The following is a 15,015-nucleotide window of genomic DNA, read 5'->3' on the forward strand; positions in this document are numbered from 1 at the left end:
TCATGCAGCTGAATCCACGAAAGACCGGATCGCCACGCCCGACTGCTCCAGCCGCGCGCGCACCTGCCGCGCCATCTCGACCGCGCCCGGGCTGTCGCCGTGCACGCAGACCGACTCGGCCTCGATGCGCACCGTGCTGCCGTCGATGGCCGTGACCACGCCTTCGGAGGCCAGCCGCAGCATGCGTTCGGCCACCTCGCCGGCGTCGTGCAGCACCGCGCCGGGTTCGCGGCGCGACACCAGCGTGCCCTTGGGCGTGTAGGCGCGATCGGCGAAGGCCTCGGCCACCACGCGCAGGCCCGCGTCGCGCGCCCAGCCCAGCAGCGGCGAGCCGGCCAATGCCACCAGAACAAGGCTCGCGTCGATCTCGCGGATGGCGGCGATCACGTCGCGCGCCTGGCGCTCGTCGTGGGCGATGGTGTTGTAGAGCGCGCCGTGCGGCTTCACGTAGCGCACGGTGGTGCCGGCCGCGGCGGCGAGGCCCTTGAGCGCGCCGATCTGGTAGATGACGTCGGCGCGCAGGTCCGCGCTTTCGACGTCCATGTTGCGGCGCCCGAAGCCCACGAGGTCGCGGTAGGACACGTGGGCGCCGATGGCGACGCCACGCTCCTTCGCCTGGCGCAGCGTGCGCAGGATGCCGGCCGGGTCGCCCGCATGGAAGCCGCAGGCCACGTTGGCACTGCTCACGAGGGAAAGCATGGCGGCGTCGTCGCCCATGCGCCATACGCCCAGGCTCTCGCCGAGGTCGCTGTTCAAGTCGATGTTCATCGTGTTCGTCTCCGGCGCGCGGCGGTGCGCGCCATGGTTCGTCAATGCAGGCGGCCCGCCGTCTCGCGCACGTCCTGGCGCACCATGAGCGCGGTGCGTATCGCCACGCGGAAGGCTTCCACCTGCGTTGCGAGCGCCATGCTCGCAACACCGGGCTTGGACGCGGCCTGCTCCGGCAGGTAGGGCACGTGCACGAAGCCGCCGCGCGTGTGCGCGAGCGCGGGCCAGGTCGCGATGCGGTGCATGAGCGCGTAGAAGATGTGGTTGCACACGAAGGTGCCGGCGCTGTTGGACACCGCCGCCGGCAGGCCCGCTGCGCGCATGTCGCGCACCATGGCCTTGATGGGCAGCGTCGAGAAATAGGCCGCGGGGCCATCGGCCACCACCTCGATGTCGATGGGCTGGTAGCCGGCGTTGTCGGGAATGCGCGCGTCGTCGACGTTCAGCGCCGCGCGCTCCAGCGAGATCTCGGTGCGCCCGCCCGCGGCGCCGATGCACAGCACCAGCGGCAGGGGCGCCTTCGCGGCCACGATGCCCGCCATGGCGGCATCGAGCACATGGATCGCGCGGCCGAACACGCAGGGCAGCTGCAGCGCCTGCACCACGGCGCCTTCGCAGGCCCAGCCGTCGAGCGCGCGGGCGATCTCCCACGCGGGGTTGACGGGATCGTTCTCGAAAGGCTCGAAGCCCGCGACCAGCACCCGGGGTGCCTTGTCATCGGTGGTCATGCGGGGGCCTCAGCGGAACATCAGGAAGTACAGCAGGAAGATGTTGACCACCAGCAGTGCGGCCGCCGTCGGTATCTGCACGCGGATCACCGCGTTCTTGTCGGGCAGCTCCAGCAGCGCCGCCGGCACGATGTTGAAGTTGGCCGCCATCGGCGTCATCAGCGTCCCGCAGTAGCCCGAGAACATGCCGATGGCCGCCATCACCGCCGGGTCGCCGTGGTACACGCCCACCAGCACCGGCACGCCGACGCCGCCCGTCATCACCGGGAAGGCTGCGAAGCCGTTGCCCATGATGATGGTGAAGAGCGCCATGCCCAGCACGTATACCGCGACCGCGACGAAGCGGATGTCCATGTTGATGTAGCTCGTGGTGATGTACGCCACGGCCTTGCCCACGCCGGCGTCGGAGAACACCAGGCCCAGCATGCCCAGCATCTGCGGCAGCACCACGGCCCAGCCCAGCGCGTCGGTGAGGCGGCGCGACTCGCGCATGCCCTGCACCGGCGTCTCGCGCGTCAGCCAGCAGGCCAGCGCCAGTGCCGCCACGCAGCCCACGCCCAGGCTCACCAGCGTGGTGTTCTTGGGGTCGAGCAGGAAGGCGTCGCCGATCTTCACCTTGCTCATCAGCACGGTGCCGATGACGGTGACCAGCGGGATCGCCAGCGCCGGCATGAAGAGCTTGTTGCCCAGGCGCTTCGCGCTGGCTTCGTATTGGGCGGGCGTGGGCTCGTTGTGCTTGCCCGCACCGACGCCGCGCAGGCCGGCGATGACGGCCATGGCGATCGCACCCACGCCGACCACGGCCGGCGGCAGCTTGTCGCCGACCAGGAAGACCAGCGAATAGAGGCCCCAGAAGAGCGCGCTGGTGTAGCGCTTGGGGTGCTGGCGGTCGGCCAGCGTCATGACCGCCGTGATCGCGAGGATCAGGCCGACCAGGATGTAGAGATGCTGGATCGAGAGGATCATGATGCTCAGCGTCCTTCTTGCGTGGCGGGAACGGCGGGCACGTCGGACGCCGGGGCGCCGTCGAGTTCACGCGCCAGCGCCTGGTCGAGCCGGCGCAGGCGCCAGGCGTGGATGATGAAGGCGGCGATGGCCGTCGGGATGCCCCACATCGCGATGTGCAGCGGCTCCACGTCGATGCCGGCCTCGTGCAGGAAGGTGGTCATCAGAACGATGGCGCCGAAGGCCACGAAGATGTCCTCGCCGAAGAACAGGCCCACGTTGTCGGTGGCCGCCGCATAGGCGCGCAGCTTGTGGCGGATGCGGTCGGGCAACTTGCCGTAGCGCGTCTCGGTGGCGCCCTCGGCCATCGGCGCGAGCAGCGGACGGACCATCTGCGGATGGCCGCCCAGGCTGGTGAGGCCCATGGCCGCCGTGAGTTCGCGCGCTGCGAGGTAGACGATCAGCAGGCGCCCCGCGGTGGCCGACTTGATGCGGCTGATCCAGTTCTGCGCGTGCTGGCGCAGGCCATGGCGCTCCAGCAGCCCGATCACCGCCAGCGGCAGAAGAATGATCAGCGGCAGGTTGCGGGTCTTGATGAACCCGGTTCCGATGGCCGTGAGGATCGCCATCGGGCCGAAGCCCGCGGCGATCGCCGTGGCGATGGCGGTGACGATCACCACCAGCATCGGATTGAAGCGCAGGACGAAGCCCGCAATGATCACGGCGACGCCGATCAGCGGCCACAGGTGAGGGATGTCAGGAGTCATGTTGGTCTTTCGTTCGGGTGATTCGGAGACACCTTGCGCGGAGGCGCCGGCTGGCCGCTGCTTGCAAACTGCGTGCCAATGAATGAGCAATTCGTTTCTTATGAATCACTCATTTAATGGAAATTGTTGAACAATTTATGCGAGTGTGCCCAACAAAGGTGCCAATCCGACTCCATGAAAACCCTGAGCGCGCCAGCACTTGGTGCATCGGGCGGCGCCCGGCAAGCAACGGTCCGGCGGGGAAAACCTGCTAAAAACGCGCGGTCGCGGCGCGCCTTCCGATGCGCTTTCCGCCCCTTCCACCCTCCTTGCGGTCCTCTTCCGGCATGACTCCACCGGCCTCCACGCCCTCATCCGCCCCCGCTGCGCCGGCCGCCGGCATGCAGACGCTCAACGACCGGGTGGCCGAGCTCATTCGCCAGAAGATCGTGAAGGGCGAGTTCCTGCCGGGGCAGCGGCTGTCCGAGGCCGCGCTGGCCGACAGCTTCGAGATTTCGCGCAACACCCTGCGCGAGGTGTTCCGCACGCTGACCAAGGAAGGGCTGCTCAAGCACGCGCCGAACCGCGGCGTGTTCGTGGCGGTGCCGAGCATCGCGTCGATCATCGACATCTACCGCGTGCGCCGGCTCATCGAATGCCAGGCGCTGGCGCAGGCCTATCCGCGCCACCCGGCCAAGAAGCACATGCGCGAGGCGGTGGAGATGGCGCTCAAGTGCCGCGAGGCCGGCGACTGGCTGGGCGTGGGCACCGCCAACATGGAGTTCCACATGGCCATCGTGGAGCTGGCCGACAGCGAACGGCTGAACAACCTGTTCGCGCACATCCTCGTCGAGCTGCGGCTGGCCTTCGGCCTGCTCAAGGACCCGGAGTTCCTGCACGCGCCCTACGTGGACATGAACATGAAGCTGCTCGAACTCATCGAGGCCGGCAAGTTCGCCGAGGGCTCGGCGGCGCTCAACGACTACCTGGTGCACTCCGAGCGCATCGTGCTGGCGGTGTACGCGCGGAGCATGCCCGAGGGGGGCATCGACAGCTGAACGAGCAGGGAACGGGCCGCTCCTTCCGCGCCCCGGCCCGTGACCTATCTCACCACTTCACGCGCACGCCAAGGCTGGCGTTGATGCCGCTCCTGACGCGCGAATCGCCGCCCGATGCGAACAGCTTGCCCGCTTCCGCGTACAGGCTGGTCCGTTCGCCGATGGACAGCGTGGCGCCCGCCGCCACCTCGGTGCTGGTGCCGCCGGTGCGCGTGCCGATGTCGGTCGAGCCCGCAGGGCCGATGAAACGCGCCGCGTCGGTGCCGCTGCTGCTGCGATAGACATTGAGCCGCGCATACGGCTGCAGCACGCCAGCGTCCATCGCGATGCGGCCCTTGAGCCGCAGGCCCGCGCGGACCGTCCAGCCGCTGTCGGCATCCTGCGCGACACGGGCGCCGAAGAGATTCACGTCGCCCAGCTTCAGGCGCTGATGCACCAGCTGCAGCTGCGGCTCGATCTTCCAGTCGCCCCCCAGCGGGAAGCTCTGGCCCGCTTCCAGCGAGAGCAGCGTGCTGTTGCCCTTGCCCGAGGCGGAAGCCGAGCCGTCGAAGGAAGCCGCCGTGTAGCGATGCCGGCCGCCCTGCAGCACGGCGTCGGCGTAGAAGCCGGTGTCGTTCGTGAAGCTGCCGTAGGCGCCGAGGTACTCGCTGCGCAGGTCGGTGCTGCCGACGGCGAGGCCGGGCACGCCGCGCGCGAAGCCGCTGACCCTGGCATCGCCTTCGAGCCGGCCAACGTACACACCGGCGCGCCAGTTGCGGTCGGCCCACAGGTCGGTGCCGGCCTGCAGGCCCGTCAGGCGCCCTTCGGTGGCCGGGCTCACGGTGCCCTGCTGGCGCGTCTTCAGGCTCGTGCCCACGATGCGGCCCCAGGCGCTGCGTCGCGGGCCGTCGAGCGTATCGCCCGCGTCGTTGCGCCCGATGCCATCGTCATCGCCCATGCGCACGCGCGAACTGCCCAGCATGGCGAGGCTGCCCTGGCGCAGTTGCTCGGGCAGCGCCGCGAGCATCGGGACTTCGGTGCGATAGGTCGGGATCTGCAGCACCGGCCCGGGCCCCACCTGCATGGCGGAACGCAGATACCAGTTCTCGCCGGCGCCATTGGCATCGGCCGCGTGCAGCCGGTACTCGTAGGCGCCCGCATCGACGTGCCCGTTCGCGAGCGTGAACGCGTCCTTGCTGCTCTGTGCCGTCGTCGTTGCGCCGTTGAGCGCACTGACGAGTTCGATGCCGCTGCCACTGGTCAGGGCGCCGAGCCCGCCGAGGTTCGTGACCTGCAGCGTTGTGCGGCCGCTGGCGCTGGCACCTGCGCCGTCGAGCACCAGCCGGTCGCTCGCACTGCCGCTGTCGCCGAGGGCGGTGCCCAGCCGCAGCGTGCCGTTGCTGCCCACGTAGGCGCCGGTGATGGTGAGCGTGGTTCCCGGTGAGGTGCCGACCAGCGAGACGACACCGCTGTTGGCCAGCGAAGGCAGCTTCTGGCTGAAGCCCGCGAGATCGAGCGTGCCGCCCGCGCCCACGGTATGGGCCGACGCACCGCTGAAGGCGTTCGTCGCACCGGCCTTGAGCGTGCCGCCGTTCACGGCGGTGCTACCGGTGTAGCTGTTCTGGCCGCTCAGCGTGAGCGTGCCGACGCCGAGCTTTTCGAGGCTGCCTGCGTAGACCCGCGTGGCGCGCGCGGCCTCGCGGGCCGTGCCGGTGGCGTATTCGCTGCGGTCCGCATCGCTGGCGCCGGGCGGCAGGCCCGTGGTCCAGCCGCGCGTCTGCTTGGTCGTCTCCCAGGTGGCGGCCTCGGCGATGTCTTCCGCTCGGCGGGCGCGGATCGCGATGTCGGAGATGTCGTTCGACCAGGTGTCGTTCTGCCCCTGCGTGTTGACCGCGAAGGGCCCGATGAACTGGCCGGGCCCGTTCATCGCGCGCCGCAGGCTCGGCGTGCCCCAGCCGTTGACCACGTCGGGCACCTTGACCTGCTGGCCCGCCTCGGGGTTGGCGACGGTGCCGGTGCCGGCCGCGTCGGCGATGGTGGCGTTCTGCGTCGCGGTGGTCTTCAGCACCGTGAGCACCTGCTCGTTCGTCATGTAGCCGAAGCGCTCCATGATCAGCGCGAGCGCGCCGGAGGCGTGGGGCGCGGCCATCGAGGTTCCGTTCAGCGAGGCGTAGGCGCCACCGAGCACCGTGCCGTTGATGGCGACGCCGGGCGCGGTGACGCACGACCACTTCGCCACGCCGCACTTGTTGTAGTTCTGGGTGCCGGGCACGTTGACCGAGCCGTCGGCGTTGAAGGTCTGCCCCGTGGTGCGCAGGGCGGACACGGCGAGCCAGTTGGATTCGAGCTTCGGGTCGAAGTACGGCGCCGCTGCGCGCGGGCTCGGGTTGAGCCAGCCGCCGTTGCCCGCGCTGAACACCATCAGCGTGCCGGTCTTGGCCGCGTCGAACGCGCCCTGGATCCAGGTGTTGTTGGCCACGTAGTAGCCATTGGCCGTGTGAAGCTGCGCGAGCGTGTTGTACTGCTCGCCGGTCGGCGGGCTGCCCCAGCTGGTGCTGATGATGCGCACACCCTGTGCGTTCGCCTGCCGGTAGGCATCGGCGATGTGCTGGTCGTCGACCGTGATGGTTGCTGATTGTCCCGGCACCGGCCTGCCGAAGTTGGCGCTGTCGGTCTTCGCCGTGTTGGCGACGAAGAGGTTCGCGTTGAAGGCCACGCCGTGCATGTTCTCCACGGCGCTGCCGCCGTCGCGATTGGCCGCGATGGTGCCCGCGACGTGGGTGCCGTGGCGGTCGTTGTAGGCCGCGTTGTAGGCGCCGGGAATGGTGCCCACGAGCACGCCCTGGTAGCGCGAGGCCGCGAACTCGGGATGCGACGCGTCATAGCCCGAATCGACCTCGCCGACCTTGATGCCCATGCCGCTGACGCCCGCCGCATACGCGTACTCGGCACCCATCGCGCGCAGGCCCCAGTCGCGCAGGAACTCGGCGGTGCGCCAGCTGGCCGGCGAGCCGATCATTCCCGGGTCTCCGGGGTAGCTTTGAATAGCCCATGCCTGGTGCGTTGCCAGGCCTGCGGCGGCCATGGCGAACGCGAGCTTTTTCATCCTCTTCGAAGTCATTGCGACTTTCCTCCGTGAAGTGCGTTGTTGGATTGGATGGCAGGCACCAGGCCCCACGGGCATGCGCGTGACACATGCCGTGGAAGGAAGAACCGGGGATGGAACCGCGGCGGCACGCGGTCGTCGAAGACGGTGCCGGTGGGCGATGCGGAAGTGAGGGTGCCGTTGCCAAGCGGGGCAGTCTAGGAAGGAAGTTCCCTCGAAGCGGCCGGTCTTTTCCCTGAAGAACAAGACGCCTTGCGCGCAACTTTCGTCGGCGTAAATCCTCTTGCTCTATTGCATCATTGTTGCAGTAATGAGCTTTCGTCGTACACGCGGCGCACGCTGCGGATAATGGCGAACCTTCTTCGTCCCCTCGTTATCTGCGTTGCAGGATGTCACCATGAACCTCTCCAGCTACCTGCTCTTCCTGCCGGCCTGCTTCGCCATCAACATGGCCTTCGGCCCCAACAACCTGCTGTCGGTGACCAACGGCGCGAAGCACGGCGTGTCGCCCGCGGTGATCGCGGCGAGCGGCCGCCTCGTGGCCTTCGCGGTCATGATCGCCATAGCGGGGCTGGGCATGGGCGCGGTGCTGGTGGCGTCGGAGCTGGCCTTCGACGTCATCAAGTACATCGGCGCGGCCTACCTCGTGTGGATCGGCATCCGCCTGCTGCGCGCGCCGGCGCCCACGGCCGAGGTGCAGGCACGCGACGCGTCCGCGCCGCCTTCCATGCGCGCGCTGGTGCGGCAGGAGTTCACCGTGGCGGCGGGCAACCCGAAGGCGATCCTGGTGTTCACCGCCTTCTTCCCGCAGTTCGTGGTGCCGGGCGCGTACGCCTCCAGCTATGTGCTGCTGGGCCTGACCTTCCTGGTGTTCGAGCTGGTGGCGATCGCGCTCTATGCGCTGCTGGGCGCGCGCATGCGCCGGCTTGCCGACGGCAGCCGCGCGATGCAATGGTTCAACCGCATCAGCGGCAGCATGATGGTCGGCTTCGGACTGATCCTGGCGTTCACGCGCCGACCCACCGCCTGATCCTTCTCAAGCTTTGAGGTACTCGGCCTTGGTGCCCAGCCAGCGGTCGATGTGCCGCTGCGCCAGCTCGGGGTGCTTCTGCAGCATCACCGGCGCGAGTTCCCGCGCCCAGTCGAGCAGCAGCGTATCGGTCGCGAGATCGGCGAAGCGCAGCAGCGGCGCGCCCGACTGGCGCGCGCCGAGGAACTCGCCGGGCCCGCGTATCTCCAGGTCTCGGCGCGCGATCTCGAAGCCGTCGCCGGTCTCGGCCATCGCCTTGAGTCGCGCACGCGCCGCCTCGCCGACGCGGCCGCTGTCGCCCGGCGCATAGAGCAGCACGCAGGCCGAGGCCGCCGCGCCGCGCCCCACGCGGCCGCGCAGCTGGTGCAGCTGCGAGAGGCCGAAGCGCTCGGCGTGCTCGATCACCATCAGCGAGGCGTTCGGTACGTCGACGCCCACTTCGATCACGGTGGTGCTCACCAGCACCTGGATCTCGTTGGCGGTGAACGCGGCCATCACCGCCTGCTTCTCGGCCGTGGGCATGCGCGAATGCAGCAAGCCGACCTGGATGGGCTCGCCCAGTGTTTCGGCGAGCTCGTCGCGCGTCTCGGTGGCGTTGCGCAGGTCGACGGCCTCGCTTTCCTCGATCAGCGGACACACCCAGTACACCTGTCGGCCCTGCGCGATCTGCGCATGGATGCGGTCGATGACCTCGTCGCGCCGGTGATCGGCAATCAGCCTGGTGATGATGGGCGTTCGGCCCGGCGGCAGTTCGTCGAGCGTGGACACGTCGAGGTCGGCGTAGTAGCTCATCGCGAGCGTGCGCGGAATGGGGGTGGCGCTCATCATCAGCAGATGCGGCTCCAGGTGCCCTGTGGCCTTGCCGCGCAGGGCCAGGCGCTGCGCGACGCCGAAACGATGCTGCTCGTCGATGATCGCCAGCGCGAGGTTGTGGAAGCGCACCTTCTCGGAGATGACCGCATGCGTGCCGATGACCAGCGCGGCCTGCCCGCTTTCCACCGCCGCCGACATCTCGTCGCGCTCCTTCTTCTTCTGGCTGCCCGTGAGCCACGCCACGCGCAGGCCGCGCGCGGCCAGCAGTGGATCGAGCCAGCCGACGAGCTTGCCGAAATGCTGTGCCGCGAGGATTTCTGTGGGCGCCATCAGCGCGCACTGGAAGCCCGCATCGATGCAGCGCGCCGCAGCCAGAGCCGCCACCACCGTCTTGCCAGAACCCACGTCGCCCTGCAGAAGGCGGTGCATCGGGATCTCGCGGCAGAGGTCGCGCGTGATCTCCTCGCCGACGCGTTGCTGCGCACCCGTGAGCCCGAAGGGCAGCACGGCGAGCAGCTGCGAATGCAGCGAGGCCGCATCCGGCTCGGGCGGCGCGGGCGGCAGCACCGGTGCGCGCTGCGCCGCGCGCTCCAGCCGGGCCTGCAGCTGCGAGAGCTGCTGCGCGAGCAGTTCCTCGGCCTTGATGCGCTGCCATGCCGGATGGCTGTGGTCCTCGAGCGTGGCCATCGCCACGTCGGGCGTCGGGTAGTGAAGGAAAGTCAGCGAGGCGCGCAGGTCCCACGCGCCGCGAAAGCCGATCTGCACGGGAATGGTCTCGTCGAGCACCGAGCGCGCAAGGCCGGAGCGCACCTCGCGCCGCAGCACCGGCTGCGCGAGCCCGGCCACGGTCGAATACACCGGCGTGAGCGCATTCGGCAGCGCGGTGCCGGCCGCCTTCACGGTCGGATGCATGATCTGCCGCCCCACGAAGCCGCCTCGCACCTCGCCCCGCACGCGCACCCGCGCGCCGACCGCGAGCTGCTTCTGCTGCGAAGGGTAGAAATTGAAGAAGCGCAGCTGGCACGTGTCGCTGCCGTCGTCGATGGTCGCCAGCAGCTGGCGCCGCGGCCGATACACCACCTCGCATTCGGTGACCACGCCCTCGACCTGCGCCATGTCGCCGTCGCGCGTGTCGGCGATGCGCACGATGCGCGTCTCGTCCTCGTAGCGCATCGGCAGGTAGAGCGCGAAGTCGATGTCGCGCACGAGGCCGAGCTTGCGCAGCGCGCGCTGGACCTGGCTCAGGCCGGCGCCCGGCGGCGACGGCGCGGCGGTGGCGACGTTCGCTTCGGAAGGAGTCGGGGCTTTCTTGGCGGGCACGGACAAGGCTTCTAGCGTGGACGGCAAAGGTCCGTCAAGGCGCTGCGGGCATCGGGGAACATGAACCGGAAGCCGGATTGCAGCAGGCGCGCCGGCACCACGCGCTGGCCTTCGAGCAGCAGGTCGGCCTGCTCGCCGAGCAACAGCCTGACGGGCGCGGCGGGAGTCGGCATCCAGCAGGGCCGGTGCAGCACGCTGGCGGCGATGCGGGTGAAGTCTTCCTGCCTCAGCGCGCCAGGCGCGGTGAAGTTGAACGCCTGCGCTGCCGCCGGCGAGGCAGCCTTCTCCGTCTCGGTCCACACATGCGCCATGGCGCGGATCAAGTCGTGCACGTGCACCCACGACAGCCACTGTCGCCCGCTGCCCAGACGTCCGCCCATGCCCAGCGAGATCGGCAGCAGCAACTGCGGCAGCGAGCCCTGATGGCCCAGCACGAAGCCGAATCGCATGCAGGCCACGTGCACGCCGTGCGCGACGGCCGATCGCGCCGCCTGCTCCCAGCGCTGACAGAGTTGCGACATGAAGACCGCCTGCGGTGGCGCGTCTTCTGCGAGTTCGCTGGCGTCGCCTTGCGGCTGCACGCCGTAGTAGCCGATGGCGGAGCCGGAAAGCAGCAGCCAAGGTTTCCGCGGGCGCGCCGCGATCCATGCGACCAGCTGCTGCGTCAGCCCTTCGCGGCTTTGCAGCAGTTGCGCCCTGCGTCGTTCGCTCCAGCGCATGCCCAGGATGCGCGCGCCCGCGAGATTGACGACCACGTCGACATCGTCGGCCGCCGGAATCCGGTCGAGCGACTGCACGCAACGCACCACGCCGCCGAAGCCCCAGGCGGCCGATCGCGCGTCGCGCGTCCAGACCGTCACGGCATGCCCATCAGCCACCAGATGCCGCACGAGCAGCTGGCCGATGAACCCCGTGCCGCCCGTCACCAGCACACGCTGCGGCCTGGAGCCGAAGCGCACCGGCGCCTCGACTGCACGGACGTGTTCCTGCGCGCTGCGCCTGAACAGGGCCCGCGCCGCGAAGGCATCGCGCAGGCCCGACAGGCCGACACCCACGCCGCACAGCGCCAGGAATGCGCCGAGCCAGCCCTGCGGCTGCCACACCATCGCGGTCGGCTGCGCGGCCCAGCCCGTCGCGCTCATCGCCAGCAGCGCGATGAAGGCGCCCGCGTTGATGGCCAGCACCGTGTGCGTCACGCGCTCGGTGGGCGGCAGCAGGCGGCTGCCGTCTTCCACCACGAAGTCCCACAGCGTGAGCACGATCTCGACGCCGAACACCACGAGCAGCACCCACGCCCATGCGCCGTGCCAGGCCCACGACGACAGCCCGATGAACAGCGCGCAGTAGATCGACGAACGCGTCGCGTGGATCGCCAGCTCGCGCCCCGCCGTGCCGCGCCGCGGCAGTGCCTCGGTGCCCTCGTGGTGGTAGAGCGTGTCGAACGCGCCCAGCGCGCCTTGCGCGGCCATGAGCTGCAGCGCGAGCAGGTGCGTGTCGATCACGCGGGCACCGCCTTCGGTTCCGGGATCTCCTCGAACACACCGACCTGGGTGAAGGTCGTGCCCATCAGGCAGTGCCGGATCTCGATGCGGATGTTGAAGCGCTCGGGCGTCTCGTTGTGATGCCAGAGGAAAGTCTTGCCCGGCGTGAAAACGCCCGGCAGCGGAATGCGCCAGCCGAACAGGTCCCAGAAATAGCCGTCGCTCTGGAAATGCAGGCTGCCGTTCTCCACACTCAGCACCAGCTTCATGCCCAGGCCCATGCCCACGTATTCCAGCACCTCGCCACGCTCGCTCTCGCGCATGAAGCTGGTGAACTGGATCGGCTTGCGACTATGCAGGCGGTAGATGCGCTGCTTGTAGATCGCCGGGTCTTGCGGCTTCGCATACACCTGGATCTCCACCGGGAAGTTGGCATCGCTGTAGGGAATCAGCGCGCCCTGGATCATCGGCTGCGTGATGTGGCCCAACAGCTTGCCGAAGCGCGAGCAGCGCAGTTCGCTGAGCGAGCCCAGGTAATGCAGCGCCTTGCCCGGCGACGGGTTCTTGTCGAAGCGTCGGCGGATGTCGGGATGCAGGCCCTGCCATGCGCTTCCGAGAATCTTCTTGAAGAGCTCGCCTTCGGAGGGGCCGGACGATGAACCCGACGGAACACGCGCTACTTGTGAATCGACCATCCGCCGATTCTGCCTCGACAGCCCCGCGAAAACGGACGGCTTTCACGGCATGGGACAATCCGGGTCGCATCCCCCGTCTTCCCGTCTTTCTTGGAACGGGCCCGTCCGGCCCTCAAGCACATGCGCGCTTTCACGCTCTCCGATTTCGATTTCGCATTGCCACCCGAACTGGTGGCGCAACACCCGGCCACCGAACGCACCTCCTCCCGCCTGCTCGACGGCACGGGGCCCGCACCGGTCGACCGCATCTTCAAGAACCTGCCCTCGCTGCTGCGCTCGGGCGACCTGCTGGTCTTCAACGACACGCGCGTCGTCAAGGCCCGCCTGTTCGGCGAGAAGCCGACGGGCGGCAAGCTCGAGCTGCTGGTCGAACGCGTGCTGCAGGGCCACGAGGTGGTCGCGCACATGAAGGTCAGCAAGAAGCCGCCCGTGGGCACCACGCTGCAGATGGTCGGCGGTTTCCGCGCCACGCTGCTCGGCCGCTGGCCCGAGGAAGACGGCGCTCTGTTCCGCTTCGGCTTCGAAAGCGACGCAGGCGAAGACCCCTATGCGCTGATGGCCCGCTGCGGCCACGTGCCGCTGCCGCCTTACATCACGCACACCGACTCGGCCGACGACGAGAGCCGCTACCAGACCGTGTTCGCGCGCGTGCCCGGCGCGGTGGCCGCGCCCACGGCCGCGCTGCACTTCGACGAAGGCCTGCTGGCCGAGCTCGAGGCGAACGGCGTGCAACGCGCCAACGTCACGCTGCATGTGGGCGCCGGCACCTTCCAGCCGGTGAAGACCGAGAACATCTCAGAGCACACGATGCACGCCGAGCGCTACGAGGTGCCCGAGGCCACGCAGCGCGCCATTGCCGAGTGCAAGGCACGCGGTGGACGCATCGTCGCGGTCGGCACTACCACCGTGCGCACGCTCGAATCGTGGGCAAAGAGCGGCGAGGCCACGGGCGACACGCGCATCTTCATCACGCCGGGCTTCGCCTTCGAGCACGTCGACCTGCTGGTGACGAACTTCCATCTGCCGAAGAGCACGCTGATGATGCTGGTCTCGGCCTTCGCGGGCTACGAGCGGGTGATGGCGCTCTATGCCCATGCCATCGCGGAGCGCTATCGCTTCTTCAGCTATGGCGACTCCATGCTGCTCGCACGCACCCAGGACTGAACGACATGCTGAACTTCGAACTCCTCAAGACCGACCCCGACAGCCACGCGCGCCGCGCCACGCTCACGCTCAACCACGGCAAGGTGCAGACGCCGATCTTCATGCCCGTGGGCACCTACGGCACGGTCAAGGGCGTGATGCCGCGCAGCCTCGAAGAGATGGGCGCGCAGATCATCCTGGGCAACACCTTCCACCTGTGGATGCGCCCCGGCCTCGACGTGATGGAAAGCTTCGGCGGACTGCACCAGTTCGAGAAGTGGAACAAGCCCATCCTCACCGACTCGGGCGGCTTCCAGGTGTGGTCGCTCGGCGCGATGCGCAAGATCAGCGAGGAGGGCGTGAAGTTCGCATCGCCCGTCAACGGCGACAAGCTGTTCCTCACGCCCGAGGTCTCGATGCAGATCCAGACCATCCTCAACAGCGACATCGTGATGCAGTTCGACGAGTGCACGCCCTACGACACCAAGGGCCACATCACGACCGAGGCCGAGGCGCGCATCTCGATGGAGCTGAGCCTGCGCTGGGCGAAGCGCTGCCAGGCGGAGTTCTCGCGCCTGCAGAACCCGAACGCGCTCTTCGGCATCGTGCAAGGCGGCATGTACGAGAACCTGCGCGAAGAATCGCTCGCGGCGCTGGTCGACATGGACTTTCCCGGCTACGCCATCGGCGGCGTGAGCGTGGGCGAGCCCAAGGAAGAGATGCTGCACATCATGGGCCACACGCCGCACCGGCTGCCCGCGAACAAGCCGCGCTACCTGATGGGCGTGGGCACGCCCGAAGACCTGGTGCAGGGCGTGGCCGACGGCGTGGACATGTTCGACTGCGTGATGCCCACGCGCAATGCGCGCAACGGCACCCTCTTCACCCGCTTCGGCGACCTGAAGATGCGCAACGCGCGCCACAAGAGCGACCCGCAGCCCATCGACCCGAGCTGCACCTGCCACGCCTGCGCGGGCACCTCGGGCGTGAGCTGGAACGACGGCGGGCGCGAGGGCTTCAGCCGCGCCTACCTGCATCACCTGGACCGCTGCGGCGAGATGCTCGGGCCGATGCTCACGACCATCCACAACCTGCACTACTACCTGAACCTGATGAGCGAGATCCGCGAGGCGCTGGACGCGGGCACGTTCACGGAGTTCCGCGCGCGCTTCAAGTCGGAGCGGGCGCGAGGCGTCTGAGGCT

The 15,015-nt window shown here is 68.8% G+C and carries 12 protein-coding genes; 4 read left to right on the plus strand and 8 right to left on the minus strand.

Features of this window, described 5'->3' with window-relative positions; all coding sequences use genetic code 11:
• Genes EJO71_RS18860 through EJO71_RS18875 form a run of 4 tightly spaced genes read right to left on the minus strand, consistent with a single transcriptional unit; the run spans window position 1 to window position 3,208 of the window.
• Complete coding sequence (locus EJO71_RS18860) at window positions 1-768, minus strand: 5-oxoprolinase subunit PxpA (protein ID WP_125950491.1); 768 nt, start codon at window positions 766-768, stop codon at window positions 1-3.
• A gap of 41 nt (window positions 769-809) precedes the next feature.
• Window positions 810-1,496 (minus strand): pyroglutamyl-peptidase I, encoded by a 687-nt coding sequence (gene pcp / locus EJO71_RS18865; protein ID WP_125950490.1) that lies wholly within the window; start codon window positions 1,494-1,496, stop codon window positions 810-812.
• Between the two features lie 9 nt (window positions 1,497-1,505).
• Complete coding sequence (locus EJO71_RS18870; RefSeq protein WP_125950489.1) at window positions 1,506-2,462, minus strand: DUF979 domain-containing protein; 957 nt, start codon at window positions 2,460-2,462, stop codon at window positions 1,506-1,508.
• A gap of 5 nt (window positions 2,463-2,467) precedes the next feature.
• The gene (locus tag EJO71_RS18875) at window positions 2,468-3,208 is read right to left on the minus strand and encodes a DUF969 domain-containing protein (RefSeq protein WP_125950488.1); all 741 of its coding nucleotides are present in this window, start codon (window positions 3,206-3,208) and stop codon (window positions 2,468-2,470) included.
• A 326-nt stretch (window positions 3,209-3,534) separates the two neighbouring features.
• Here EJO71_RS18875 and EJO71_RS18880 point away from each other — a divergent pair, with 326 nt between their 5' ends.
• The gene (locus EJO71_RS18880; protein ID WP_125950487.1) at window positions 3,535-4,245 is read left to right on the plus strand and encodes a GntR family transcriptional regulator; all 711 of its coding nucleotides are present in this window, start codon (window positions 3,535-3,537) and stop codon (window positions 4,243-4,245) included.
• Between the two features lie 49 nt (window positions 4,246-4,294).
• Here EJO71_RS18880 and EJO71_RS18885 read toward each other — a convergent pair whose 3' ends face one another.
• Window positions 4,295-7,345, minus strand: a complete 3,051-nt coding sequence (locus EJO71_RS18885; RefSeq protein WP_240651462.1) for an autotransporter outer membrane beta-barrel domain-containing protein — start codon at window positions 7,343-7,345, stop codon at window positions 4,295-4,297.
• A 382-nt stretch (window positions 7,346-7,727) separates the two neighbouring features.
• Here EJO71_RS18885 and EJO71_RS18890 point away from each other — a divergent pair, with 382 nt between their 5' ends.
• Window positions 7,728-8,360 (plus strand): LysE family translocator, encoded by a 633-nt coding sequence (locus EJO71_RS18890; protein ID WP_125950485.1) that lies wholly within the window; start codon window positions 7,728-7,730, stop codon window positions 8,358-8,360.
• A 6-nt stretch (window positions 8,361-8,366) separates the two neighbouring features.
• Here the strand turns inward: EJO71_RS18890 and recG are convergent, their stop codons facing one another.
• From recG to EJO71_RS18905, 3 genes are read right to left on the minus strand one after another with little or no spacing between them, the layout of a single operon-like run.
• Window positions 8,367-10,493: an ATP-dependent DNA helicase RecG gene (recG, locus tag EJO71_RS18895; protein ID WP_240651461.1), complete on the minus strand. Its 2,127-nt coding sequence runs from the start codon at window positions 10,491-10,493 to the stop codon at window positions 8,367-8,369.
• An 11-nt stretch (window positions 10,494-10,504) separates the two neighbouring features.
• Complete coding sequence (locus EJO71_RS18900; protein WP_125950483.1) at window positions 10,505-11,995, minus strand: TIGR01777 family oxidoreductase; 1,491 nt, start codon at window positions 11,993-11,995, stop codon at window positions 10,505-10,507.
• Entirely contained in the window at window positions 11,992-12,669 is a 678-nt protein-coding gene (locus EJO71_RS18905; RefSeq protein ID WP_125950482.1) for a DUF4166 domain-containing protein, read from the minus strand. The genes EJO71_RS18900 and EJO71_RS18905 overlap by 4 nt, the downstream gene beginning before the upstream one ends.
• A gap of 120 nt (window positions 12,670-12,789) precedes the next feature.
• Between EJO71_RS18905 and queA the strand changes: the two genes are divergently transcribed.
• Complete coding sequence (queA, locus tag EJO71_RS18910; RefSeq protein ID WP_125950481.1) at window positions 12,790-13,833, plus strand: tRNA preQ1(34) S-adenosylmethionine ribosyltransferase-isomerase QueA; 1,044 nt, start codon at window positions 12,790-12,792, stop codon at window positions 13,831-13,833.
• Between the two features lie 5 nt (window positions 13,834-13,838).
• On the plus strand, window positions 13,839-15,011 hold the full coding sequence (gene tgt, locus EJO71_RS18915) for a tRNA guanosine(34) transglycosylase Tgt (RefSeq protein ID WP_125950480.1): 1,173 nt from the start codon (window positions 13,839-13,841) through the stop codon (window positions 15,009-15,011).
• Window positions 15,012-15,015 lie beyond the last annotated feature (4 nt).

Origin of the sequence: Variovorax sp. 679, from assembly GCF_003952185.1 — a bacterium.
GTDB lineage: Bacteria > Pseudomonadota > Gammaproteobacteria > Burkholderiales > Burkholderiaceae_C > Variovorax.